The 25,247-nt window shown below is 65.2% G+C and carries 24 protein-coding genes; 8 read left to right on the top strand and 16 right to left on the bottom strand.

Annotated elements, in window-relative coordinates:
- Positions 1-10 precede the first annotated feature (10 nt).
- Positions 11-1,042: an NAD(P)/FAD-dependent oxidoreductase gene (locus AAC071_RS08865; protein WP_339831785.1), complete on the bottom strand. Its 1,032-nt coding sequence runs from the start codon at positions 1,040-1,042 to the stop codon at positions 11-13.
- Positions 1,043-1,275: 233 nt separating this feature from the next.
- Between AAC071_RS08865 and AAC071_RS08860 the strand changes: the two genes are divergently transcribed.
- Positions 1,276-1,584: a chorismate mutase gene (locus AAC071_RS08860; RefSeq protein WP_339831783.1), complete on the top strand. Its 309-nt coding sequence runs from the start codon at positions 1,276-1,278 to the stop codon at positions 1,582-1,584.
- A gap of 20 nt (positions 1,585-1,604) precedes the next feature.
- Here AAC071_RS08860 and AAC071_RS08855 read toward each other — a convergent pair whose 3' ends face one another.
- On the bottom strand, positions 1,605-2,234 hold the full coding sequence (locus AAC071_RS08855; RefSeq protein ID WP_339831781.1) for a glutathione S-transferase family protein: 630 nt from the start codon (positions 2,232-2,234) through the stop codon (positions 1,605-1,607).
- Positions 2,235-2,325: 91 nt separating this feature from the next.
- Between AAC071_RS08855 and AAC071_RS08850 the strand changes: the two genes are divergently transcribed.
- Positions 2,326-2,925, top strand: coding sequence for a TetR/AcrR family transcriptional regulator (locus tag AAC071_RS08850; RefSeq protein ID WP_339831778.1), 600 nt, complete (start codon positions 2,326-2,328; stop codon positions 2,923-2,925).
- A gap of 32 nt (positions 2,926-2,957) precedes the next feature.
- Here AAC071_RS08850 and AAC071_RS08845 read toward each other — a convergent pair whose 3' ends face one another.
- The gene (locus tag AAC071_RS08845) at positions 2,958-3,278 is read right to left on the bottom strand and encodes a 2Fe-2S iron-sulfur cluster-binding protein (RefSeq protein ID WP_339831775.1); all 321 of its coding nucleotides are present in this window, start codon (positions 3,276-3,278) and stop codon (positions 2,958-2,960) included.
- A 220-nt stretch (positions 3,279-3,498) separates the two neighbouring features.
- Here AAC071_RS08845 and AAC071_RS08840 point away from each other — a divergent pair, with 220 nt between their 5' ends.
- Both AAC071_RS08840 and AAC071_RS08835 read left to right on the top strand, forming a co-directional pair.
- A complete protein-coding gene (locus tag AAC071_RS08840) occupies positions 3,499-5,025 on the top strand; it encodes an alkaline phosphatase family protein (protein WP_339831774.1) in 1,527 nt (508 codons plus the stop codon).
- A 452-nt stretch (positions 5,026-5,477) separates the two neighbouring features.
- On the top strand, positions 5,478-6,587 hold the full coding sequence (locus tag AAC071_RS08835; RefSeq protein WP_339831773.1) for an NAD(P)/FAD-dependent oxidoreductase: 1,110 nt from the start codon (positions 5,478-5,480) through the stop codon (positions 6,585-6,587).
- A gap of 224 nt (positions 6,588-6,811) precedes the next feature.
- On the opposite strand, the gene AAC071_RS08830 is transcribed toward AAC071_RS08835, so the two are convergent.
- Positions 6,812-7,219 (bottom strand): Hpt domain-containing protein, encoded by a 408-nt coding sequence (locus AAC071_RS08830; protein WP_339831770.1) that lies wholly within the window; start codon positions 7,217-7,219, stop codon positions 6,812-6,814.
- A gap of 352 nt (positions 7,220-7,571) precedes the next feature.
- Here AAC071_RS08830 and AAC071_RS08825 point away from each other — a divergent pair, with 352 nt between their 5' ends.
- Positions 7,572-9,740, top strand: a complete 2,169-nt coding sequence (locus AAC071_RS08825; RefSeq protein WP_339831768.1) for a hypothetical protein — start codon at positions 7,572-7,574, stop codon at positions 9,738-9,740.
- 259 nt (positions 9,741-9,999) lie between these two features.
- Here AAC071_RS08825 and AAC071_RS08820 read toward each other — a convergent pair whose 3' ends face one another.
- From AAC071_RS08820 to AAC071_RS08805, 4 genes are read right to left on the bottom strand one after another with little or no spacing between them, the layout of a single operon-like run.
- A complete protein-coding gene (locus AAC071_RS08820) occupies positions 10,000-10,668 on the bottom strand; it encodes an ABC-type transport auxiliary lipoprotein family protein (RefSeq protein ID WP_339831766.1) in 669 nt (222 codons plus the stop codon).
- An 11-nt stretch (positions 10,669-10,679) separates the two neighbouring features.
- On the bottom strand, positions 10,680-11,588 hold the full coding sequence (locus tag AAC071_RS08815; protein WP_339831765.1) for an MlaD family protein: 909 nt from the start codon (positions 11,586-11,588) through the stop codon (positions 10,680-10,682).
- Positions 11,589-11,593: 5 nt separating this feature from the next.
- A complete protein-coding gene (locus AAC071_RS08810; RefSeq protein WP_339831763.1) occupies positions 11,594-12,364 on the bottom strand; it encodes an ABC transporter ATP-binding protein in 771 nt (256 codons plus the stop codon).
- Positions 12,365-12,367: 3 nt separating this feature from the next.
- Entirely contained in the window at positions 12,368-13,543 is a 1,176-nt protein-coding gene (locus AAC071_RS08805) for an ABC transporter permease (protein WP_339831762.1), read from the bottom strand.
- Between the two features lie 181 nt (positions 13,544-13,724).
- Here AAC071_RS08805 and AAC071_RS08800 point away from each other — a divergent pair, with 181 nt between their 5' ends.
- The 3 genes from AAC071_RS08800 (at position 13,725) to dgcA (ending at position 17,624) form a co-directional block, all read left to right on the top strand.
- Positions 13,725-14,123 (top strand): cytochrome c family protein, encoded by a 399-nt coding sequence (locus AAC071_RS08800; RefSeq protein ID WP_339831760.1) that lies wholly within the window; start codon positions 13,725-13,727, stop codon positions 14,121-14,123.
- A gap of 166 nt (positions 14,124-14,289) precedes the next feature.
- Complete coding sequence (locus AAC071_RS08795) at positions 14,290-16,548, top strand: adenylate/guanylate cyclase domain-containing protein (protein WP_339831759.1); 2,259 nt, start codon at positions 14,290-14,292, stop codon at positions 16,546-16,548.
- 92 nt (positions 16,549-16,640) lie between these two features.
- On the top strand, positions 16,641-17,624 hold the full coding sequence (gene dgcA / locus AAC071_RS08790) for an N-acetyl-D-Glu racemase DgcA (RefSeq protein ID WP_339831757.1): 984 nt from the start codon (positions 16,641-16,643) through the stop codon (positions 17,622-17,624).
- On the opposite strand, the gene AAC071_RS08785 is transcribed toward dgcA, so the two are convergent.
- From AAC071_RS08785 to AAC071_RS08750, 8 genes are all read right to left on the bottom strand, one after another.
- Entirely contained in the window at positions 17,621-18,634 is a 1,014-nt protein-coding gene (locus tag AAC071_RS08785; protein WP_339831755.1) for an NAD(P)-dependent alcohol dehydrogenase, read from the bottom strand. The two genes, dgcA and AAC071_RS08785, sit on opposite strands and share 4 nt — an antisense overlap.
- Before the next feature lie 103 nt (positions 18,635-18,737).
- On the bottom strand, positions 18,738-19,595 hold the full coding sequence (locus AAC071_RS08780; RefSeq protein WP_339831753.1) for a TauD/TfdA family dioxygenase: 858 nt from the start codon (positions 19,593-19,595) through the stop codon (positions 18,738-18,740).
- The gene (locus AAC071_RS08775) at positions 19,552-20,778 is read right to left on the bottom strand and encodes an MFS transporter (RefSeq protein ID WP_339831751.1); all 1,227 of its coding nucleotides are present in this window, start codon (positions 20,776-20,778) and stop codon (positions 19,552-19,554) included. The genes AAC071_RS08780 and AAC071_RS08775 overlap by 44 nt, the downstream gene beginning before the upstream one ends.
- An 87-nt stretch (positions 20,779-20,865) precedes the next feature.
- Positions 20,866-21,315: a hypothetical protein gene (locus AAC071_RS08770; RefSeq protein WP_339831749.1), complete on the bottom strand. Its 450-nt coding sequence runs from the start codon at positions 21,313-21,315 to the stop codon at positions 20,866-20,868.
- Complete coding sequence (locus AAC071_RS08765; protein ID WP_339831747.1) at positions 21,312-22,352, bottom strand: phosphotransferase family protein; 1,041 nt, start codon at positions 22,350-22,352, stop codon at positions 21,312-21,314. Before AAC071_RS08765 ends, AAC071_RS08770 begins: the two co-directional genes overlap by 4 nt.
- 8 nt (positions 22,353-22,360) lie before the next feature.
- A complete protein-coding gene (locus AAC071_RS08760) occupies positions 22,361-23,479 on the bottom strand; it encodes a hypothetical protein (RefSeq protein ID WP_339831745.1) in 1,119 nt (372 codons plus the stop codon).
- 163 nt (positions 23,480-23,642) lie between these two features.
- Entirely contained in the window at positions 23,643-23,834 is a 192-nt protein-coding gene (locus tag AAC071_RS08755) for a rubredoxin (RefSeq protein ID WP_339831744.1), read from the bottom strand.
- A gap of 29 nt (positions 23,835-23,863) precedes the next feature.
- Positions 23,864-25,135, bottom strand: coding sequence for a cytochrome P450 (locus tag AAC071_RS08750; protein WP_339831743.1), 1,272 nt, complete (start codon positions 25,133-25,135; stop codon positions 23,864-23,866).
- Positions 25,136-25,247 lie beyond the last annotated feature (112 nt).

The following is a 25,247-nucleotide window of genomic DNA, read 5'->3' as shown; positions in this document are numbered from 1 at the left end:
CCGATACGGTTCAGGCGACACCCAGCTTCTTCTGCAGGCTGGTCGAGGAGGTCGTGTACTGGAAGGTGACCTTGGCATCCGGATTGGCGTAACGGAACGCCGCCTGCGCCATCAGCGCCGCTTCGTGGAAGCCCGACAGAATGAGCTTCAGCTTGCCCGGATACGTATTGATGTCGCCGATGGCGAAAATGCCCTCGACATTGGTCTGGAATTTCTCGGTATCGACCGGGATCAGGTTCTCATGCAGATTGAGGCCCCAGTTGGCGATCGGACCGAGCTTCATCGTCAGGCCGAAGAACGGCAGCAGCGTATCGCATTCGAGCTGGTAATCCTTGCCGTCGTTGCCCTTGACGGTCACGCCCGAAAGCTGGCCGTTGTCGCCATGCAACGCCGTGATCTGGCCGAGATGGAACTGCATCTTTCCGTCCTTGACCAGCTTGTGCATCTTGTTGACGCTGTCGGGCGCCGCACGGAAGCCGTCGCGCCGATGGATAAGCTGCATGGAAGCTGCGACGGGCTGCAGATTGATCGTCCAGTCGAGCGCACTATCGCCGCCGCCGGAAATCAGAATGTTCTTGCCACGGAAGGTTTCCATGCGTTTGACCGCATAGAAGACCGACTTGCCCTCATAGGCCTCGATGCCGGGAATCGGCGGCTTCTTCGGCTGGAAGCTCCCGCCGCCGGCCGCGATCACGACAACCTTCGCCTCGAAGACGAGACCGCCATCGGTCTTCACCCGCCAGCGCCCGTCGGGCAGCTTTTCGAGTTCCTCGACCATTTCGTTGTAGTGGAATTCCGGCTTGAAGGGCGCGGCCTGTTCCATCAGCCGGTCGGTCAGTTCCTGACCGCTGACGACGGGAAGCCCGGGAATGTCGTAGATCGGCTTCTCCGGATAGAGTTCGGCGCATTGCCCGCCCGATCGGTCGAGAATGTCGATCAGATGGCATTTCATGTCGAGCAGGCCGAGCTCGAACACGGCAAACAGGCCGCACGGCCCTGCCCCGATGATGACCACATCTGTCGAAATCGTTTCCTGCGTCATAGCCGGCACCTGTCTGGTTTCGCTCCGTGTCTGGAGCCAAAATAACTTGCAAAATTTGTGATTTAATGTATTTCACAATCTGCGCCGCTTATATAGGGGCGCGAAGGCCCGCCGCCAAGCGGAAATTGCAAAAACGTGGCGTCCCGCGGCGATTTGCGGCGGTACGCCCCCTGTGACATTCGCCCCGGCCGCCCTATTTTAAGCCGGACGCAGCCAAAGACGCGGAGACGAGAATGGTCAAGTGCAACACCATGGCGGATGTCCGCCGCGAGATCGACCGGATCGACCGCGAACTGGTGAAGCTGCTGGCCGAGCGCCAGACCTATATCGAACAGGCCGGCGCGATCAAGGGTGAGCGGACGCGGGTACGCGACGAAGCGAGGATCGAGGAGGTTGTGCAGAAGGTGCTCGCCGAAGCCGACCGTGCAGGCCTCTCGCGCGCCATCGCCGAGCCGCTCTGGCGCCTGCTGATCGAGAGATCGATCGCGCACGAATACGACGTCTTCGACGCCAAGCCGCGCGCGACTGGTACCGGCGACTGACAGTCGCCGGCGACACAAGTTCAGCCCTTCTTGCTCAGAGCCATTTCTTCCGACAAGGCGCGCGCAACGCTGGGCCGCTGTGCAAGATCGGCATAGTAGGTCTCGAGCACCGGCCAGCGGCTGCGATCGATGCCGGCAAATCCGCACAGCGTCAGAACGAAAAACGCATAGGCATCGGCAACCGTGAACCGGTCTCCGATCAGATAGCGCCGTCCCTCCAGCATCTGCGCCAGCGCGCCGAACTTCACCGGCGCCACCTGGTCGCGGGCAAACGCCTTCGCCTCGGGCGGCGATGTCGGATTGAAGATCGCGGCAAGCACCTGCTTGTGCAGTTCGGTCGCGATGAAGTTGAGGCATTCCTGCAAGCGGTAGCGTTCCATCGTTCCGCCGGCCGGCGCCAGACCGGCATCCGGATTGCGGTCGGCAACATATTGCAGCACGGCCGGACCTTCGGTGAGCAATTGCCCGTCGTCGAGCCGCAGCGTCGGCACCTGCCCCTTCGGATTGATCGCGTAGAAGTCGGAGCCGTCCGCCAGCTGCTTGGTCGCGAGCGTCACCGGATGGAAGGAAGCTGCCTCGCCCAGCCCTGACTCGTAAAGGGCGATGCGCGTGGCGATCGAGCAAGCCATTGGCGCGAAATAGAGATCCATGAATGCCTCCCGCGAATTGAATTTTTGTACCGATCCGAATAATATTCAGTCCGCGCTTGGCGTCAATGATTTTTTGCGAATTGGTACAAAAATGCCGGAGAAGCCCCGTGGACGGCCGCGTGCCTATGACCCCGATGTCGCATTGTGGCAGGCGCTGGAAACTTTCTGGGCAAACGGTTTCAGCCGCACCTCGCTCGACGCGCTGGCCGCGGCGACGGGCATGAACCGCCCAAGCCTCTATGCGGCGTTCGGCGACAAGAAATCGCTCTACCTGAAATCCTTCGAATGTTTTGCCGGACAGTTGCGCGCCGCCCTCGCCCGCACCGCCGAGAGCGATGCGCCGCTCGACACGACATTGCGCAACTTCTTCCACGATGCGATCGAGATTTATATGTCGGGTCCGGACGGTCCGCGCGGCTGCTTCATCATCTGCACCGCGCCGGTGGAAGCCGCGATGGATGCCGACATTCGCGCGGCGCTGAAAACGGCGCTCGAAGAAATTGACGAGGGACTCGAAATTCCGTTCGCGAAGGCCAAGGCCGACGGATACCTGCCGCCCGATGCCGACACCGCTGCCCTTGCGCGCATCGCGGCTTCGGTTCTGCACAGCCTTGCCGTCAGGGCGCGTGCCGGCGAAACGAAAGAAGCGCTGCACGCGCTGGCGCGCCAGACGGTGCAAACGCTGTGCTGATGTGAAAGACGAATGAAAAGAAAAACGACGTCTCAGAACTGCTTTTCGGGCAGGTTGACGACAAGCCCGTCGAGCTCGTCCGTCACCTTGATCTGACACGACAGACGCGAATTCTCGCGCACGTCGAAGGCGAAATCGAGCATGTCTTCTTCCATGCTCTCGGCCGGTCCGACCTTCTCCTTCCACGCATCGGCCACATAGACATGGCAGGTCGCGCAGGCGCAGGCGCCGCCGCAATCGGCATCGATGCCCGGGATCGAATTCTTGATGGCGCCTTCCATCACGGTCATGCCGTTCTCGACATCGATCGCGTGTTCCGTGCCGTTGTGCTCGATAAAGGTGATCTTCGCCATTTGATTTTCTTGCCGGATGTTGGAAAGGCGCGCGCCCCCGCAAGAGGGCCGGCACATAGATGCCGCAGCGGCCCCGGCTTTTCAACCCCTCAATCCGGTTAACCGCCGCATATCGCCCGGACACGGCGCCGCACCCCCCGACACGGCCCCTGTTGTCGGCCTGTCGCACCCGGCGCATAGTCTTGCAGACACGGAAAAACCGCAGGGGAGCGCGACGGCAATGGCCGGATCCATGAACGTCCTTTTCATCACCGCCGACCAGTGGCGGGGCGAATGCCTGTCGGCCCGCGGCCATCCGACGGTCAGGACGCCGAACCTCGACGCGCTGGCCGCCGACGGTGTTCTTTTCCGCAATCACTTCGCCAACACCGTGCCCTGCGGTCCGTCGCGCGCCTCGCTGCATACCGGCATGTATCTGCAGAACCACCGCTCGGCGACCAACGGCACGCCGCTCGACGCGCGCCACACCAACTGGGCCAAGGAGGCGGCGCGCATCGGCTACGACCCGGTTCTCTTCGGCTATACCGACACCAGCCAGGACCCGCGCGAGGAGGATCCCGAAAGCCCGTGGCTGATGACCTATGAAGGCCCGCTGCCCGGCATTCGCCCGATCTGCATGATGGGCACCTGGCCAACGCCGTGGACGGACGATCTGAAACAGCGCGGCTTCGAAGTGCCGGAAGACATTCGCTACGCCTATGGCCACCGCGCGCCGGGCCCGGAATATGAGGACGGCGCGGCGGTCCCCCGCCCGCTGGTCTATCCGAACGAAGTCGACGACACGGCCTTCCTGACCAACCGCCTGATGGAATTCATCGACGAATCCGAAAAACCCTTCATCGCGCATCTTTCGCTGCTGCGTCCGCATCCGCCTTTCGTCGCGCCCGAACCCTACAACGCGATGTATGACCCGAAGGAGGTGCCTGGCTTCGCGCGCAAGGAAACACCGGAAGAAGAAGCGGCGCAGCATCCCTGGCTCGAACACCAGCTCGGCCGCAAGCTCTTCCGCGCGCCGGCCGACGAGAAAAAGCTCCGCAGACTGAAAGCCGTCTATTACGGACTGATGTCGGAAGTCGACGCGGCGCTGGGTCGTGTCTTCGCCTTTCTGAAGGAAACCGGCCGCTGGGACAACACGCTGATCGTCTTCACCTCCGATCACGGCGAACAGATGGGCGACCGCTGGCTGCTCGGTAAATGCGGCTGGTTCGACGCTTCGTATTATATTCCGTTGATCGTCCGCGACCCGCGCCCCGCCGCCGATGCGGCGCGCGGGCGCGTCGTTGATCAGTTCACGGAGAATGTCGACATCATGCCGACCATGCTCGATTTCATCGGCGCCGAAACGCCGGTGCAATGCGACGGTAAGTCGCTGATGCCCTTTCTGACGACGACCCGCGCGCCCGAAAACTGGCGCAAGGAAGCCCATTGGGAATATGATTTCCGCGACCCGGCCGACGACAGCGCGGAGAAGCGCCTCGGCCTGACGCTGCATCAATGCACGATGAACGTGCTGCGCGGGCCGCGCTACAAATATGTCCACTTCACGCATCTGCCGCCGCTCTTTTTCGACCTCGAAAAAGACCCGCATGAATTCGAGAATCTCGCGGCAAAGCCCGAATATCTTCCTCTGATTCTTGAACATGCGCAAAAGCTGCTCTCCTGGCGGATGAACCACGACGAGCAGACGCTGACCCATATCGCGCTGACCGACGACGGACCGGTGGCGCGCAAGGCTGCCCGCTATTGATCCGTGAGCGGATTTTAAGGGGTTCCGAAAGGCCGGGGATAAGTCTTTTGTGACAGCCGAAAGCGACAGCGGACCCCTCCTCTGTCACGGAACTGTCAAAAAACTGTCACAAACGGATTTCGGAACAAGTTGTCCCCGGGCACCGCGGGCACTTATCCCCGGTTGTGATCGGTTTTGAGAGACGAATTCGCAGACGATTTGAGGGACCGGTTCGGAGATCGGAACGGTGCTTTTGATGGGGACGTGATGGGGGTGTTTTGCGGTGCGACCCGGAGAGCCCATTTCGGTGTCCGGTCCGGTGCGATTCAAGGTGACGGGTTGAGGCCCGTGTTCGGTGCGAGCGGCGGCGCCGACTTTGGAGCTTCCGGCACACATCCCCACCCCTTGCCACCCTCACCGTTCTCCGGCACTTCTGGAGGGACCGCCACACCAGAACCGAAAGACCGCCGCCCTTGACCGACACGCATGAAATCGAAGCCGTGGTGATCGGCGCCGGCGTTGTGGGGCTTGCCTGCGCGCGGGCGCTCGCCTTGAAAGGCCGCGAGGTGGTGGTGCTGGAACGGCATGGCGCCATCGGCACCGAAACCTCGTCGCGCAACAGCGAGGTGATCCATGCGGGCATCTATTATGGCGCGGGCAGCCTGAAGGCGCGGCTCTGCGTGGCCGGGCGCACGGCGCTTTACGATTTTCTCGAAACGCGGAAGCTGCCGCACAAGCGCATGGGCAAACTGATCGTCGCCAGCGACGGCGCCGAGGCCGCGCGGCTCGAAGGGATCGCCGCGCGGGCCCGCGCCAATGGCGTCGACGACCTGACGCTGCTGACCGGCGCCGAGGCCCGCGCGCTGGAACCGGCGCTCGCCTGCGAAGCCGCGCTGCTCTCGCCCTCGACCGGAATCCTCGATGCCCATGCCTATATGCTGGCCCTGCGCGGCGAGCTCGAAGATGCGGGCGGCGCCATCGCCTTCAACAGCGAGGCCTTGCGGATCGAGAGGGTAGCGGACGGCTTTGTCGTCGATGCGGGCGGGACGCGGCTGAAAACGAAAATGCTGGTCAATGCGGCGGGGCTCGCTGCAGCCCGCGTGGCGCAGACCATCGAAGGTCTCGACGGGTCCCGGGTGCCGGCGCTCCATTTCGCGCGCGGCAATTATTTTTCCTGTGCGATGCGGGCGCCGTTTTCGCGGCTGATCTATCCGGCCCCGTCCGGCGATGGCGGGCTCGGCGTGCATCTGACATTCGACATGGGCGGCGGGGCGCGCTTCGGGCCGGATGTCGAATGGATCGCGGCGAGCGAGACGCCCGACTATCGCGTCGATGCCACGCGCGGCGAGGCATTCTATGCGGCGATCCGGCGCTACTGGCCGGGCCTGCCCGACGGTGCGCTGGCGCCGGCCTATGCCGGCATCCGCCCCAAGCTCGCCCGCGGCGACAGCGATTTCATGATTGCCGGGCCGGAAGCACATGGGCTCGCCGGCCTCGTCAATCTTTTCGGCATCGAAAGCCCAGGCCTGACGGCTTCGCTGACGATCGCGGATGAAGTGGTGCGGCGGCTGGAAGGGGTTTGATTCACGCGAAGGCGCGAAGAAGAATAAGGAAGGACTCACGCAGAGGCGCAGAGACGCAGAGGGGACTGTATGTTTGGCCGGCTCCCGTTTCCTGTCGCCTGATTACCTTTGCCGGGCAAAGCCCGGCAAAAAGGGAAGTGGCGCATGCGGAAGTCTCGTGCGTTTGCTCCGCATCGCAGCGCCTCTGCGTCTCTGCGCCTCTGCGTGCAAATAGAAAGCGCGCGTCAGGCGTCGACGATGCTGTCGATGAAGCTGTTGACGGCGGCGACCGCGTCGCGGATGCGGGCGAGGATGTCGGCGCGGCCTTCGCCGTCGACGGCCATCCATTCGGCCTCCTCGGCCAGCGCTGCCAGCGGCCAGGCGCCGAGGCCCTTGGCCGAACCCTTGAGGCTGTGCGTGGCATTCTTCCAGTCGATGGCGGTGACGGCGCTTTCGATGCGCTCGACATAGATGCCGGCCTGGGCGCGGAAGAGGCCCAGCAGTTCGATTTCGAGGGCGCGGTTGCCCAGCGTGTATTTCGACAGATGCACGAGATCGAGCGGCCGGCCGGCCGCTGCCGGCGCCTCGCCGGCGCCGAAACGCATCGCTGTACCGGCCATATTGGCCATCGCCGCATTCGCCTGGGGTTTCATCGGCCCGCTCCGCCCATCATTGCCGTTTGCGCCAGCTTAGGGGCGGAGGCCCTGCCGATCCGTTAAGCCGGCAGGGGTGCCGGACCCTGGCCATTGCGTTTATGGTTAATTCGGGCTTAAGCTGAAAACAGCGGCAGGCAGGCGCAGCCCCCCAAGAGCTGCAACCGTCCGCCGCCAATGCCCCCCAATCTCGCCCCTAGGCATGTCCCCCCTGCCCGGGGGCATTCTTTATGCGGGGCCCGGAACCCGCGCCGGCGGTTGACGGCACGGGGGGCATGGGACAGGCTTGAACTGCTGCGGGGGCAGCGGGCATCGACGGCCCCGAACGGGCCCGGGGGAGCGCGGAAATCTCATGAAAAACAACGATCTGCCCTCCAAGACCGGCGCGGCCGACAAGCCCGCCAGCGCCACCGACGCGGCCGAGCCGAAGGTCCGCGCCGCCAATGAGGACAGTCCCGAAACCGGCGCCCTGTTCCGCCTGATCCAGCGCCGGCCGAGCCGGCAGATCCCGCTCGCAGCGCTCACGGCCAGTGTTTTCCTGCTGGGCGCGGAAGCGGCCTTTCTCTGGGGCCGCTACGGGCTCGACGGCCTGCAGAGGCTCGGCCCGCTCGAAACCGGGTTGATCGCGGCCGCCGCCCTCGCCCCCCTCACGCTGATCTGGATGCTGGCCTTCGTGGTCTGGCGCGGCCAGGAAATGCGGCTGATGGCCGATGCACTGGCGCGCACCGCGATCCGCCTGTCGGACCCGGAGGATTTCGCGAGCGGCCAGATCGCCACCATTTCGGGGGCGGTGCGGCGCGAACTGGGCGAGATGCGCGACGGGCTCGACGCCGCACTGGCGCGCGCCACCGAACTGAAGGAGATCATCGCCCGGGAGGTCGAGGAAATCGACCGCGGCTCGGGCCGCGCCGAATTCCGCACACGGACGATGGAGGAACTGATCGGCCGCCATAGGGCGAGCCTGGAAGAGGTCGCCCGGACGCTGGGCAGCGAGAGCGACGCGATTTCGCGCGCGATCCGCGAACAGGTGGACGCGGTGCGCGGCCTGACCGGCAAGGCGGCGGACGATCTGCGCGCGGCGGGCGATGCCGTATCCGAACAGGCCGAACATCTCGGCCGCGTCAGCGAAGCCGCGCGGGCCGGCGCCGACCAGACGGCATCGATGCTCGACCGGCAGTCCTCGCGCCTCGAAGTGGTGGCATCCGACGCGCTGTCGAAGGCCGACGAAATCGGCCAGCGCTACGAACAGCAGCGCGCGATCATTGCCGAGGCCGCCGACCGGCTGGTGGCCGAGCGCGAACGCTTCGACACCAGTTTCGAGAGCCACCGCGCGACGATGGAAACGGCCGATGCGACTCTGGCCCATCATACGGCCGAAATCGGCAAGGCGGTCGCAAGCCTGGGCAGCGGCATCGAGGTGACCTTCGACACTGCCGCTGCGCGTGCCGCGGCGCTGCGCGACATGATCGCCGGCGAAATCCGCAACGCTGCCGCCGAAGCCGAAAGCGCCTCGACCGCGGTCAGCCGTTCGGCCGGCGCCGCCACCCGCGCGATCGGTGCGACGGTGGACGAGCTGAAGGCCGCCACCGGCGCGCTCTCGACCGATGTGGCACGTTCGGCCGCCGAGGCGATCGACCGGACGACCGAAAAGGTCAAGACGGCCACCGTGTCGATGAGCGAGGAAGTGATGCGCGTCACCCAGGCGCTGACCGGCGAAGTGGCCGGCCGCACCGGCGAGTTGCGCGGGCTGATCGAGGCGACCGCCGCCGAGAGCGACAATGCGGCCGAACGTTTCAACGCCGCGATGATGCGGCTGGGCGGCACGGCGCGCGAAGCCGGCCGCGTGCTGCACGAGGCGACCGACGATCTCGCCGGCCGCATCGACAGCCTGCCCGACGAGGCGGCGCAGAGCGCGGCCGCGCTGGCCGATGTGCTGAAGGAACAGATTTCGGCCCTGGCGACCATCGCCGAAATCGTGGTGCGGCATGCCCGCACGCTCGACCGCTCGGAACCGCTGCGCGAGGCGCCGGCGCGGGTGGCCGCGCCGCAGCCGCCGCGCCCCGCCGAGCCGGCCCGCCGCTGGGGCCTGTCGGACCTGCTGGCCGCCGCCGAACAACGCCCCGCCCCGACCGAGGCCCCTGGCACCGGCGAGCGCGATTTCCAGCGCGCCTCGCTGCATGTGGTCGAAACGCTGCAGGCACTGGCGATCGATCTCGACGCGGCGCTCGAACAGAGCCCGCCGGCCGAACTCTGGCAGCGCTACCAGGCCGGCGAGCGCAATGTCTTCACGCGCCGGCTCTACAACATGGCCGGCCGCGACCTCTATGACCGCATCGCGGCGAAATACAGGAAGGACGCCGAGTTCCGCGGCCATGTCGACCGCTTCACTGCGACCTTCGAGAACCTGCTGGGCGCCGCCGCCGCCCGCGACCGCGACAACATCCTGGTCGAGACCTATCTGACGTCCGATACCGGCAAGGTCTATCTGATGCTGGGCCAGGCGACCGGCAAGCTCGGCTGAGCCCGGCGCGAAGAAGAAGAAAGATTTTTCACGCGGAGACGCGGAGCCGCGGAGAAGAGCAAGAAGGAAGGAATCACGCAGAGGCGCAGAGACGCAGAGGGGAATGTATGCGTGGCCGGTTCCCGTTTCCTGTCGCCAGATTGTCTTTGCCGGGCAAAGCCCGGCAAAAAATGAAGTGGCGCATGCGGGAGTCTTGTGCATTTGCGCCGCATCGCAGCACCTCTGCGTCTCTGCGCCTCTGCGTGAACCCTTCTTCCTTTTACGACGGGCGCTTCGGGAAAGCCTTTGCGCCTTCGTCGAGCGTCCAGAGGGCGATCTCGGCAAGGACCTGGCCGAGCGCGGCGTCATAGGCCGCCACGATGTCGGTCATCTTGCCGCTGGCCGACGGCACGGTTGCCGTGAATTCGCGGCTGGCGACGATCGCACGGTCGGAGGCGCGCAGCAGGCGGACGAAGAAGACCACATGCGCCTCGGTGGTGGCCGCGCCGAAGCCCTGCGCGGCACTGCGCATCGCCGCGAACTGCCGGATGTCGCCGGTCAGCGCCAGATCCATGCGCGCGCCGCTGCCCGCACCGATGGCGGCCGGAAAGCGGCCGGTCCTGTGCAGCGTCTCGACCGTCAGCGCGGCAATCATGCGCGGCGCCCGGTCGCTCCAACGCGCACCGGCATAATACTTGATCTCGTTGGGCGAGGGCTGGAAGACGATCCGCGTCGTGTCGATGGCAGCCGGCGCGGTGAAGGGCTCGACCACGACCTGCGCCGCCGCAGCCGCCGCGCCCTCGGGCACGACGGGCGCGGCCGCCGTCAGCACATAGAGACTGGGCGGCGGCTCGCTGGCGACATTGGCCAGCGCACACCCTCCCAGCGGCGCCAGCGCCAGCAGGAGGCCGGCCGCGCGGCAGAACTTCCCGAACCCGATCACCGCCATGCCCCGCTCCCTCATTCGGCCCGGACCTCGGGCACATTGTTGCCGATCAGAAAGCGCGCCGGATCGTCCTGCGCGCGCGTTGCGATGCGCTCGAGCGAGGCGACCAGCGCCCGGGTTTCGGCAACCAGTTGCGGCAATTGCGCCAGTCCGGCGCCGAGGCCCGGCCCGCTCTGCTTCAGCACCGCCTCGAGCTCCTCGGCCACCAGGCGATAGGAATGCGCGGCCTCGCGCGCATCGGTCAGAAACAGACGGACATCGTCCTTCAGCAGCGCATCGGCATTGCGGCTGAGACTGTTGATATGCACAGACGCCTCGGAGAGATGCCGGATCGCCTTGCTCATGTCGCCCGAACTGCCCGCCAGCGCCGCCGAGATCGTGTTCATGTTCTCGACCGCTTCGGTGATCGCCTGCTGGTTGGCGACGACCACGGCATCGAGTTCGCGGATCAGCTTGTTGGCGCTTTGCAGCGTTTCGGGGCCGCTTTTCAGCAGGTCCTGCAGCGAGGAGGTCGAGGCGCGGATGACCGGATAATCCTCGCCGGGCTTCGCGGTCAGCGGCGCCGACGCCTCGCTGCCGCCGGTGATCTGGATGAAGGCGACACCGGTGAGACCGGAAAGTTCGAGCTGCGCCACCGAGTCCTCCTTGACCGGCGTGCGTGCATCGAGCTCGATGATGGCAACCACCTTGTTGGGATTGCGTTCCATCAGATAGAGGTCGGTCACCTTGCCGACCGGCAGGCCGTTATATTGCACCGGCCCCGAGACCGAGAGGCCCGACACCGAGCCGTCGAAGACGATCTTGTAATAGGCGAACTGGCGGTTGAGCTGCACGCCGTTGAGCCAGAGCACGAACAGGAAGATGCCCAGCAGCGTCGCCAGCGTGAAGGCGCCGATCAGCACGTTGTTGGACTTGATTTCCATCGCCCCTACTTGCCCGCAAAGGCCGCGCGCGCCCGCGGCCCGTGGAAATATTCATGCACCCATTCATGCCGGCTCAGCAGCATGTCGTCGATCGTGCCGATCAGGATAACATGCCTCTCGGCCAGCACCGCTATCCGGTCGCAGGTGGCATGCAGCGTATCGAGGTCGTGCGTGACCAGAAAGACCGTCAGGCCAAGCGTTTCCTTGAGGTCGTTGAGCAATTCGTCGAAGGCGGCCGCGCCGATCGGATCGAGGCCGGCGGTCGGCTCGTCGAGAAACAGGATTTCGGGATCGAGCGCCAGTGCGCGCGCCAGCCCCGCCCGCTTGCGCATCCCGCCCGAGAGTTCGGAAGGATAGAGCGCGGCCGCCGCCGGCTTGAGGCCCACCATCGCGATCTTGACCGCGGCCAGTTCGTCCATCAGCGCCGGCGACAGCTCGAGATGCTCCCGGTACGGCACCTGGATATTCTCGGCAACCGTCAGCGCCGAGAACAGCGCGCCGTCCTGGAAGAGCACCCCCCAGCGCCGCTCATGCAGCCGGCGTTCCTCTTCCGGCAGCTCGGCCAGATCGATGCCGAAAACGCGGATGCGGCCGGCATCGGGTTTCTTGAGGCCGAGAATGGTGCGCAGGAGCACCGACTTGCCGGTGCCCGAACCGCCGACTATGCCGATCACCTCGCCGCGCCTGACCGTCAGGTCGAGATTCTCATGCACGACATTGTCGCCGAACCGCGTGACAAGGCCCTCGACCTCGATGATGGGTTCGCCCTTGCGCATGACCTAGATATCCACCGCGGTGAAGAACATGGCGAACAGCGCATCGAGAATGATGACCAGAAAGATCGAATAGACGACCGAGCGTGTCGTCTGCGCGCCGACCGACTCGGCGCTGCCCGAGACCGCCATGCCGGCGCGGCAGCCGACCAGCGCAATGGTGGCCGCCATGAAGGGCGCCTTGACGATGCCAACACCGAAAGTCCAGAAGCCGATCGCCTCCTGCACGCGCTGGATATAGACGGCCGGCGACATGTTGAGCATGACCTGCACGACGACGCCGCCGCCGATCAGGCCCATGATGTTGGCGACGAAGGTCAGCAGCGGCAGCGCCACGATCAGCGCCAGCACGCGCGGCACGACCAGCATGTCCATCGGATCGAGACCGAGCGTGCGCATCGCGTCGATCTCCTCGCGCATCTTCATCGAGCCGATTTCGGCCGTGAAGGCGCTGCCCGAGCGCCCCGCCACAATGATCGCGGTCAGCAGCAGGCCGACCTCGCGCAGGAAGATGATGGCGATCAGGTTGACCGTGAAGACCTCGGCGCCGAACTGCCTGAGCTGCACGGCACCCTGCTGGGCGACGACGGCACCGATCAGGAAGGTCAGCAGACAGACCAGCGGCAGCGCATCGAAGCCGGCCTTCTCCATGTGATGGACGAAGGGAATGACGCGCAGCCGCGAGGGATGGCGGATGGTGCGGCCGAGCGTGACGACGACGGCGCCGACAAAAGCCAGCATGCCGACGGCTTCCGTGCCGATGGCGCGCATCGCCTCGCCGATCCTGCCGGTGAAATGCAGATAGAGCGGCAGCGCCGGACGGAGGATGGGTTCGGGCGCGCCGGCGGCCCCGATGCGGTCGATCAGCAGGCGCTGTCCCTCGCCGATCTCCTTCAGCACGACCGGGAGGCCGCTCGCCTCGAGCAGGCGCCGGGTTCGCGCCAGCACGCAGGCACCCGCCGTGTCGAAGCGGCCGATCGCCGAGAAATCGATCTCGGCCCGCCGCGCCGCGGGCGGCGCAGCCGTCAGCGCGCGCAATTGCCGGTCGACCGGGTCGAGATGGACGATCGACCAGTCGCCGGCCGCGACCAGGCGGAGCGTTCCGTCCTCGACGCCGACCGCACAGGACGCCGGTGCGCCGGCCGCCGGTTCCGCCCTTGCTGCTGTGCCCGTTCCGGCCAAACCGCCCCCAAAATCCCCGCCATGCCGTCCGCTGAGCGCCACTGTGCCCTCGCCCCCGGCCCGCGGCAAGCAATCCCACACAAAGCTTGCGCGCGCCCGTGTCGCATGGCCTTCCCTCCCCGACCGATTAGTCTATTTTACCGGCACGATTCTGCCCCCGGCTCTTCAGAAAGGTGTTCTCATGCGTGGTTTCTATGCAGCTTTGACGGCAATCGGCCTGACGCTTTCGCTGCCGGGCGCGGCCCTGGCCGAGGAGGCCGATCCGGCCGCCGGCGAGAAGCTTTTCGCCCGCTGCAAGGCCTGCCATACGCTCGACGAGGGCGGCAAGAACGGCATCGGCCCCAATCTGCACGGGCTTTTCGGCCGCACCGCAGGCAGCGTGGAAGGCGTCAACTATTCCAAGGCGATGAAGGCCAAGGGCGAGGAAGGCCTGGTCTGGAACGAGGAAACGCTCTCGGCCTATCTCGAACGCCCGGCGGCGTTGGTGAAGGGCACCAACATGGCCTTTCCGGGCCTGAAGAAGCCCGAGGACCGCGCCAACCTGATCGCCTATCTGAAGCAGGAAACCGGCGCCGAATAGGCCCGTCCGTCTCGCCATAATCCGGTCCCGCACTATTGGAACGGTTGCTGCAGCGAAAGCTGTGGCGACATCCGTCTTTGTCCCGTAACAAGACAAGGACGGGGTCGACAGGTTCAATATGGGGCATGCGTGCCGGCTTCTGCTGCCGGGGCGCCTGCGGTGAGACATGAATCCGACGCCTGCCTTCCGCCGACTGTCCGCGATCCTGCCCGGCCTCGTGCTGGTGCTGGGCCTTGCCGTCGCGATCTATGATCTGCGCGGCGCGGGCAGCTTCCTGCAGAACCAGGTCTTCGATCTCTATCAACAGATCCTGCCGCGCAGCGCCGCCCCGGCCGGGCCGCGCGCGATCCATGTCGACATCGACGCCGAGACCGCCAAGCGCTACGGCGCCTGGCCCTGGCCGCGCAAGCGCGTGGCCGAGCTGGTCGACCGGGTGCGCGAGGCCGGCGCCAGCGCGGTGCTGATCGATGTCCCGCTTTCCGAACCCGATCCGACCGCGAGCCGCGAACTGATGCGCCTCTGGGCGCCGCTGCCCGCGGGCGAGGGCCAGCCGGGCCTGATCGGCGCGCTGGCCGGCCTGCCCGATTACGACCGCGAACTGATCGCCCAGCTGCGCGCGACACCCTCGATCGTTTCCTTCCTGCCCGGCAAGACCGGTTTCGACGGCCAGCACATGCCGGCGCGCCCGGCCGCATTGGCACCGCAGGGCGGCGATCCGCGCCACTACATGCGCGACCACCAGATCTGGCGGCCGACCCTCGCCCCCTTCGAGGCGGCCGCCCGCGGCGTCGGCGCCAGCCTGGCCGACGGCGCGCCCGGCGCCCGCATGCGCGACCTGCCGCTGCTGGTCAATCTGAACGGCACGCTCTATCCCGCCAATGTGCTCGAGACGCTGCGCGTCGCGCGCGGCGGCAGCGGCTATCGCGCCATCGTCACGACACCCGAAAGCGGTTTTTCCTTCGAGATGGAACCCGGCATCGATCGCGTCGCGATCGAGGGTACGCCGCTGGCGCCCCGCACGATGAAGGACGGCAAGCTGCGCCTCTATTTCGGCCGCGACGACACGCGCAGCGCCGTCCCGGCCTGGCAGGTGCTGGCCCGCGACGCCGCGGCGCCGCTGCTGGAAGGCCGCATCGCCGTGATCGGCGTATCGGCCAATGGCAGCGAGCGGCTGTTCGACACGCCGGCCGGCACCCTCGCTTCGGGCGCGATTGCCGCCAGCGCCATCGACCAGATCGTCGAGGGCGCCTATCTGGTCCGGCCGGGCTGGGCCGGCAGCGCCGAACAGCTTTTCATTTTCCTGGGCGGCATCGTCGTGATCCTGGTCGTGCGCCGGTTCCGCTTCCGCTGGGGCTTCGTGCTGACACTGCTGCTGATCGGCGGCGCCGGCTATGCCTCCTGGTGGGCCTTCGAGACCCACCGCTGGCTGATCGACCCGGCGCTGGGCAGCGTGACGCTGTTTGCGGCCTGTCTGACCTGCGCATTGATGACGCGGCTTCATACCGAAGACGAGATCCGCTTCATCGAGACGCAATTCGGCCGGCGCCTCTCCTCCTCGGGTCTTGCGAAGATGAAGGCCAATCCGCGCCTGATCCGCGCCGAGGGCACGCTGCGCGACGTGACCTCGGTGGTCGCGGGCCTGCGCGGCTTCAACATCATCGCCGACCGCTATCTCGAGGATCCGACGGCCTATGCCGATATTCTCAACCGCTTCTTCTCGCCGATGACCAAGATCGTGCAGGATCGCAACGGCATGGTGGATCGCGGCGTCGGCGACACGCTCTACGCGGTCTGGAATGCGCCGCTGGACGCCTCCGACCACGCTTCCAAGGGCTGCGACGCGGCCTTGCGCATGGTCGAGAACCTCGAAGCGTTGAACGAATTCCTCGAAGAGGATGCGCGCCGCCAGCATCTGAGCCATGTGCCGCTGAGCCTGTCGATCGGCATCGACACCGGCACGGCGATCACCGGCAACATGGGCGCCGTGCAACGCTTCGATTATGGCGTGCTGGGCGAGCCGGTCAGCTTCGCCGCCTATCTGCAGAAGAATGCACGCCATTACGGCCCGGCCATCATCGTCGGCGAAGGCACGCAACGCAGCGTCGGCGACCGTTATGCCCTGCTCGAGATCGATCTGGTCTCGACGCCGCGCCACCCGGAAGGCCGGCGCGTCTATGCGCTGCTGGGCGATCCGATCATGCGCGCCAATCCGAAGTTCCGCGCGCTGCAGGAAGCCCATGCGCTGATCTTCTCGGCCTATCGCAGCCAGCGCTGGGCCGAGGCGCGGGCTGCCATCGCCGAATGCCGCAAGCTCAATGGCGCGATCCCGACGCTTTACGATTTCTACGAAGCGCGCATCGCCGCCTATGAAGCCAATCCGCCCGGCGAGCACTGGAACGGTGCCTTCTTCGCCGGCCGCATCTAGCGCCGCATTGTGCCAATACGGGGCTTGGCGGCGGCGCCGCGCCGCGCCATGATCGCGCTCCCGCCTCCCGACGCGAAAGGCCCGCTCCCTCCATGCGCGAAATCGACGCCGAAGCCCAGGCATGGCCGATCGCCGGCGCCTTCACGATTTCGCGCGGATCGAAGACCGAAGCCCGCGTCGTCGTCGTGACGCTGCGCGAGAACGGACTGACCGGCCGCGGCGAATGCGTGCCCTATGCGCGTTACGGCGAAACCGAAAAGGACACGCTGGCCGCCATCCGCGCCATCCAGCCGCAAATCGCCGATGGATTGAGCCGCGAGGAGCTGCAACGCGCGATGCCGCGCGGCGCGGCGCGCAACGCCCTCGATTGCGCTCTATGGGATCTCGAAGCCAAGCAGGCGAAATGTCCGGCCTGGAAGCTGGCGGGGCTTGCCGAACCGGGCCCGGTGACGACCGCCTATACGCTGAGCCTCGCCGCGCCGGATGCGATGCGCGAGGCCGCGCGGGCCGCCGCGGCGCGCCCGCTTCTGAAGCTGAAGCTGGGCGGCGGCCCGGACGACATCGCCCGTGTCGAAGCAGTGCGCCTCGGCGCGCCCAACGCGACGCTGATCGTCGATGCCAATGAGGGCTGGGCGGCCGACGACGTGATGCCGATGGCGCGCGAACTGGCGCGGCTCGGCGTCGCGCTGATCGAGCAGCCGTTGCCGGCCAAGGACGACGAAGCCCTGCGCGGGATCGATTGTCCGGTGCCGCTCTGCGCCGACGAGAGCGCGCATGGGCTTGAAGGCATGAAACGGCTTGTCGGCCTCTACGATGTCATCAACGTCAAGCTCGACAAGACCGGCGGGCTGACCGAGGCACTGTCGGTCATGCGCTGCGCGAAGCTGCGCAAGCTGCGCGTGATGATCGGCTGCATGGTCGCGACCTCGCTGGCCATGGCACCGGCCATGCTGATCGCGCAAGCCGCCGATTATGTCGATCTCGACGGCCCGTTGTTGCTGGCCGATGACCGCCGGCCGGGCCTGCGCTACGAAGGCAGCACAGTCCACCCGGCCGAAACGGCGCTCTGGGGCTAGATCTCGAGCACGATCTTGCCGAAATGCGAGGCCCCCGCCATCAGACGCAATGCGTCCTGTGCCTCCTCGAGGCCGAACCGCTTGTCGATCACCGGATGGATGTCGTTCTGTTCGATCGCGCGCGTCATGTCCTCGAAATGGGCCCGGCTGCCGACCGTGACGCCGCTGATCTTGAGGTTCTGCGAGAAGATCGCCGCGACATTGACGTCCCTGGTCATGCCCGACAGCAGGCCGATGACGCCGACATGACCGCCGACGCGCGATGCCATGATCGATTGCGGGAAGGTGTCGGCACCGCCGACCTCGACCACATGATCGACGCCGCGCCCGCCGGTCAGCTTGCGGGCTTCCGTTGCCCAGTCGGGCGTCGTCCTGTAGTTGATGAAATCGTCGGCGCCGAGCTTCCGCGCGCGCTCGAGCTTCTCGTCCGACGACGAGGTAACGATGACACGCGCACCGGCCGCCTTGGCGAACTGCAATGCAAAGATCGAGACGCCACCGGTGCCCTGGACAAGTACCGTATCGCCGGCCTTCATCCGCCCTTCGACCACCAGCGCACGCCATGCGGTCAGCGCCGCACAGGGAAGACAGGCGATTTCCTCATGGCTGAGATTGGCCGGCGCCTTCGACACGCCTTCGGCGGAAAGACACATGTATTCCTGCGCGCAACCGTCGATCGGTCCGCCCAGCGCCGTCGTTCCGAGCGTTTCAGGCACCGGATCGCCCGACAGCCAGCCCTGAAAGAAACTCGGCGCCACGCGGTCGCCGACCTTCAGGCGCCGCACGCCCTCGCCCACTTCCACCACCTCGCCCGAACCGTCCGAGAGCGGCACGAGCGGCAGCTTGTGACCCGGACCATAGGTCCCGCTGACGGTCGCAAGATCGCGGAAGTTGAGCGAGGCCGCCTTCATGCGGATGACGACCTGCCCCGGACCGGCCTTCGGAACCGGCCGGTCGGCGAGCTTCAGATTGTCGATGCCGTAGGCGCCCTGAATTTCCATCGCGCGCATGTCGTTCTCTCCCGTTCGTTGAATATCGTTGCTGCAATAACTGGCGCATCTGCAACGGATGTCAACGGGCGCAGGGATTGACGCAAGGGCGCGCTGGCCGATGTCAGCGCGGCCGATCGCCCTTGATCTGCGTGCGATGCATGACGCGCCGCTCGCGCCCGTCGAAAGCATCGCGGCGGTGAATGGCGCAGCGATTGTCCCAGATCAGCATGTCGCCGATGGCCCATTGATGCGTCCATGAAAATTCCGGTCTCGCGCAATGCGCCCAGAGCCGGTCGAGCAGCTTCTCGCTTTCCTCGACGCCGTAGCCCTCGATGTAACCGTTGAGGCGGCGGCCGAGATAAAGCGCCTTGCCGCCCGTGGCCGGATGGGTGCGGATCGCCGGATGTTTCGCGCCGGGCGCCATGCGCACATCGGCGACGGCATCGGCACCGGCGCGCAGCTCGCCAACGCTGGTGGTGCTCGCATCATGATTGCACATGCGGCCCTCGATCGCGGCGCGCAGATCGGCCGGCAGCGCCTCAAGCGCCTTGTACATATTGGCAAAGCTGGTGTCGCCGCCGGCTTTCGGAATTTCCAGCGAGTAGAGCACGCTGGCCATTGGCGGCGCCGCCACATAGGACATGTCGGTATGCCACTCGGCTTCCTTGTCGCCCAGCGCGCCGATGGGTTTGCCATTTTCGACGACGTTGGAAATGATCCAGATCTCCGGCCGCGACTTTTCCTGCGATCCCGCCATGTCGGTCGCACTCGCCGGCGCGATGTCGAGTTCGCCGAAACGCCGCGAAAACCGGATCAGGTCGTCATCCGAAAGCTTCTGCCCGCGGAACAGCAGCACGATATGGTCGTACCAGGCCTGCTGGATCGCCATGAAGGCATCGTCTGTCAGCGGTTTCGACAGGTCGACGCCGCGAACCTCAGCACCCAGGGCGGACCGGCTTGGGATAATCTCGATTGTCATCTTCCTCGTCGTCCTCGGTTTCCTCGACCAGCGCGCCGCCGTTCCAGCGTGCCGCAACATAGAGCGCGCCCGCAAGCCCCAGCGCGCCGGCCGCCGCCGACAGCAGATAGGCCTGGGGTCCATAAGCCTGATAGATGGGGCCGGCGATCAGCGTCATCAGGCCCATGATAACGCCGGATGAGAGCGCCCCGTAGAGGCTTTGCGCGGTCGCCGCCAGCGACTTCGGCGCGGCGGCGGCAACAAAATACATCGCCCCGAGATGTGCGGCACAGAAGGTCAGCGCGTGGAGGATCTGCAGCCCGAAAAGCGCCCAGAGCGGCGGGTCGAAAGCCGTCAGCGACCAGCGCAGGATTGCCGCTCCCGCCGCAATGGCAAGCAGAGACGTGGCACTGAAGCGTTTCAGCACTCGCGCCGAAAAGGCGAAAAGGATGATCTCGGCAACAATGCCGACGGCCCAGAGTATGCCGATCAGGTTTTCGCCATAGCCGAGGCGCAGCCAGTTGAGCGTGCCAAACGCGTAGTAGACCGCATGGGTCGACTGAACGAGACTCGCTGTCAGCAGACCGACGAGGAAGATCGGGTGCCGCGCGATGGCAAGTGACGCCTGTAGCTGCCCGCCCGGCCGCCGTTTACGCTTCCTGGCTGGACGTTCCTTGACCAGCAGATGCGCGCCCGCGAGGCCGATGGCGATCGAACCGATCATGCAGAGAATGACGATGGAGGCCGGGTTCCATTCGAGCAGCCAGCCGCCCCCCGTCGCCGCGATGATGAAGGTGATCGAACACCAGAGTCTGACGCGGCCATAGTCGACGCCCTGTTCCTGCGTCGCGCGCATCGCAATCGATTCGAGCAGCGGCGTGACCGACGGCCAGAGCGACATCAGCAGCGCCGCGACAATGAAGATCGGCCAGAAGCCGTCGGTGAGCAGAAAGAGCGAGACGGTGGCGAGCGATGCCCAGGAAAGCGCGATCGCGACGCCGCGCCGGTTTTCCCAACGGTCGGCGACAAAGGCGAAGACCGGTCCCGAGACGATACGCAGGAACATCGTGGCCGCCAGCACCAGCGCAATGTCTTCGGGACCGAGCCCCTTCGACTTCAGCCAGACCGGAAAGAAAGGCAGGTTGATGCCGCCGAAGAAACAGAGCGAGCCGTAAAAGATCGACAGGCGGAGGGAAAGCGACATGAGGCGCAGGGTTCCGGTGGGACCGCACACTCATAGCGCGCCGGACCGGGCGGCGGGAAGCGGGATTATTGCGGAAGCGTTGCCGTCCTACCCCAGTGACGGGAAAGGCAGCTTCCGTCGCTCGGTCGCGGCCACCAGATAGTCCCAGATTCGGGCTTCGAGCGGTCCGGCCCATGCGGCCTTCGAAGTTTCGACATGTGCCTGCAACTCGACCAGAAGTCCGCTGAGCGCCGCATTGCTCTGGTCGAGCGCCTTGATGCGCAACGAGGCGTCGCACGAGGCCGCCGCTTCGCCGAGCCGCGTCTTCAGACCGGTATCCTCGACGACACGCGCCGCCTCGCCGAACAGCGCCCGTATTTCGGTATTTTCGGCGACACGGATTTCGGCGGCGCGGTCGTGCTCTTCGGCGGTCATGAACATCATCATGCCCATGATGCCGACATTGCCCATCGAGTATTCGGCATTGAGATGCGGCGCGACATCCATCAGCAGCGTACCGAAGAAGCCCTGCAGCACCAGATCGACATCGGGTTTCATTGGCGGGCCTCCTTCGCAAGTTCGGCAAGACGTTTTGCCAGCACGCGGTTGTGAACATCGGTGCAGTACCAGCTCGAAAAGGCCAGTACCGGATCGCGATTGGCGCCTGTCTGATATTCCTTGCCGGCCGAAATCCAGATGGCGAGTCCTTTCAGCGAGTTGAATATCTCCCACCAGCGCAGGCGGACAGGATCGACCTTCAGGCCGCTTTCCTTCTCCCAGATGGCAAAGCCTGCATCACGCGCGATCATGCCACCGGGCCTGTCCGGCTGCTGAAAGGCCCAGAGCGGGTCGGCCGCCCAGGCGACGTCCTCCAGCGGGTCGCCGAGATGGCACATCTCCCAGTCGAGGATGGCATGGATGCGGCCTTCCGGATCGAACAGGAAATTGCCGGTGCGGTAGTCGCCATGCACGACCGAAATCTTCTCGGCGGGCGGCGGCGGATTGCGCCGGAGCCAGCGAATGGCGGCGCGCGCGACCGGCTGCGGGGCCAGCTCGTCCTCGTCGATCACCGCTTCCCACTTGTCGAGTTCACGCTTCCAGCAATCGCCCGGCGCGATCGAGCCCATATTGGCATCGAAACCGATCGTCTCAGGTTCGGCCGCGGCGATGTGCCCGAGATGCGTCCAGAACTGGCGGCCGATCGTCTCGGCAAGCGGGCCATAGGGATCGGCATTGAAGGGCGAGGCCGCGGCGCATCCCTCAATCTGCTCCATGATGAAGAATGGCCGTTCGAGCCATTGAAGATCGATTTCGAGATAGAGCGGCTCGGGCACCGGCAGCCCGGTCGGATGAAAGGCCCGATAGGCATTGTATTCGATGTCGCGCTCGGTCTCGATGAGGCTCGCGACCGGGTCGCGCCGCAGGATCAGCGGACGGGCCTTCTTCTGTCCGCCCTCCTCCCAGCTCGCTTGCAGACGAAACGTCTCTCGGCTGGCACCCCCGTGAATGCGCGACACGCCGCTCACCTCGACATTCGAGGCCTGCGGCATGCGATGCGCGAGATAGGCGGCAATACGGGAAGCAAGATCGTCCATGGTCGTACTCACTTCGCCGGATCGAGAATGTCTTTGAAGCCCGACGGCGCATGCGGGCCAACGACAAGCTGTTCGAGAATGCCGGCACCCGAACGTGTCTCGCCATCCGGCAGCGTCATCTCTGCGGTCACGAAGGCCTGAATATGAAGATGCGGCGGTGCATAGCTCTTGATGTCGGAAAGTTTGAAACGCTCGAAGCCGACAGCAAGTTCGCCCTTGTTCTGGCCATGCCCCCATTCAGGATGCCCGTAGCCGAGCCCCAGCATGTAGAATTGCCACTTGGGCGTGAGATCGATACGAATATCCCCGCCGCCGCGCCGCGTGAAGAAGAGGCGGGCCGCTCTTGCGTGGCGCGAGCCCGAAACGAACTCGATTTCGGAGCGGCATTTCGCCATTTCTTCCGGCTGCGCCTCGTCCTGTCCGTCGGCAAGACCGCACATGACGGCATTGGTGTTCCACGCATCGCCATGGGCGTCGTCATTGAGATGGTAGAGCGTGATGCGGTCGTCGAAATTGAGCGGCGCCCAGAGCCAGTAGAATTGCGGAGCCGCCGCCGGCAGCAGGCCTTGCGGATCCGCGGCGCCGATCGGGCGGACACCCCAGGAGCGGTCGCGGGTCCCGACAAAGGCATCGCGCGACACCTCGATGCGCGTGCCGCCGATCTCGACCCAGCCTTCCCATGTGCCGTTCTGCGTCAACCGCGTCACATCCATCACGGTTCGCGGGCCATTGCGATAAGTGAAGCGCGGCTCCTTGAGCGCGATGGCGCGGCGGTGAAAGGTCAGATCGGCCGAAATGCCATGCTCGTTCTCACTGACCTTCACGCGCAGGCTTTTCAGTGGCTCGACGACCTCGATGGCGATCGGGCCGACATGCGTGTCGAGCCGTTCCATGTGAAGGCAGCGCGACGCGTGAATATTGTGCTGCACGCCATCATGCACGACGCAGAAGGAAGCATCCATGATGTTGAGATGGGGATAGACACCGAGCGCGGCGGCAAAAAACACCTCGCCATCCCGCGTGTATCCGTTGAAGAAATAGCGATCGTAGAAATTGCGGTCCGTGCCGGCAAAGGCGATCGGCTCCGGCGTCTGGTGAATCGGAAAATCGTCTGCCTTGGTGAGCATCGCAGCTGGCCTCCCTCACGTCCCGGCTTCGACGGCCGGGCTTCATTCCTGATTGCTTTGCCGATCAGAATGACCGGCCGCTTGACAGGGGTCAACTTGGGGGATCACCGGCAACCACGATGACGCAGCGGAAACGCTGTTGCCGTCGACAGACCAGGCCGGCTCAGATCACGATCATTTCGAAATCGCTCTTGGGGGTGCCGCAAAGCGGACAGATCCAGTCGTCGGGAACATCCGCCCATCGCGTGCCGGGCGGCAAGCCTTCATCGGGCAGGCCTTCGGCTTCGTCATAAATGAACCCGCATGTCGCGCATTGCCATGTCTGATAGTCACCGTCTCCGTCCTTGCCGGCCATCTTCCCCCCTCTGGACTTTATTCGCGATGTCATTGCATCCGGTAGCGGATCGGCACCGATTTCGGACCGCAGACGAAACTCGCCTCCATCAGCTTCGGCGCGCCCGCGAGCTCTACCGATTCGAGACGCGGCAACAATTCTTCCCAGAGAATACGCATCTCCATCCGCGCCAGATGCTGGCCAAGACAGACATGCGCGCCATAGCCGAACGCCACATGCTTGTTGGGGGACCGGTCCACCTTGAAGGTGAAGGGATCGCTGTACACGTCCTCATCGCGATTGCCCGACGGATAGGACAGCATCAGCCAGTCGCCCCTGGCGATCTTCTGGCCGCGCAGTTCGGCGTCCGCCGTTGCCGTCCGCATGAAATGCTTCACCGGCGTCGCCCAACGGATCGACTCTTCGAGATAGCTCGAAATGAGGCCGGGATCGGATTTCAGCCTGGCAAACTGATCCGGATTCTCGGCAAGCGCCCAGAGCCCGCTCGATGTCGTGTTCGAGGTGGTGTCGTGCCCGGCCGTGGCGACGATGATGTAATAGGACATGGCTTCGAGATGACCGAGGGGCTTGTCCGCGACAGTGCCATTGGCGATGACGCTGGCAATATCGTCGCGCGGGCTGGAGCGGCGATCTTCGGTCATTGCATTGAAATATTCGATGAACTCGCCGACGGTTGCGCCGATCTGCGCCAGCGCCGCATCGGCGTCCCTGATCTCGGCGCCGCTGCGGTTGAGATCGGGGTCGGCGCTGCCGAAAAGCTCCTGCGTCAGCTTCAGCATGCGCGGTTCGTCGGCTTCCGGCACGCCAAGCACCTCCATGATGACATGCAGCGGATAAAGGAAGGCGACGTCGCGCGCGAAATCGCACTGCCCATTCATGTCGGCCATGCGATCGATGAAGCCCCTGGCGATCTCGCGAATGCGTTCTTCGAGGCGTTTGAGATTCTGCGGCATGAACCAGGACTGAGTCAGGCGCCGGTAGTTCATGTGATCGGGATTGTCCATCTGCACGAGCGACCGCACCAGATGCGGCGAACCGCCCATCATCTCACGCACCTTCTTGTCGACATCGATCGGCGTCAGCGTCGTTGCGCGATCGCCATTGTGGAAAAGCTCGTTCTGCCGCTCGACCTCCAGAATGTCGGCATGCTTGGTCACCACCCAGAAGGGATCGAAATTCTCCGGCTGGGCCTGCGCCAGCGGCATCTCGCGGCGCAGAAAGGCGAACGCGTCGTCGACTCGTTTGCCGTCGGCATAGGCCTTGGGATCGACGATCGTCTGGGCAATATCCTGGGGGATCATGATTGTGTTTCCTGTCGCGCATCCTGAATCCATACGGATGCTAGGGCTATTTGATACGACGATCAAAGGGGCAAGTGGCCGCGCGGCGCGACCATGCGCGACGTTATAAATA

This window comes from uncultured Parvibaculum sp. (genome assembly GCF_963975745.1).
Classification (GTDB): Bacteria; Pseudomonadota; Alphaproteobacteria; order Parvibaculales; family Parvibaculaceae; genus Parvibaculum.
Note: the sequence above shows the minus strand (reverse complement) of the source record. Positions and strands in the feature narration are given on the sequence as shown.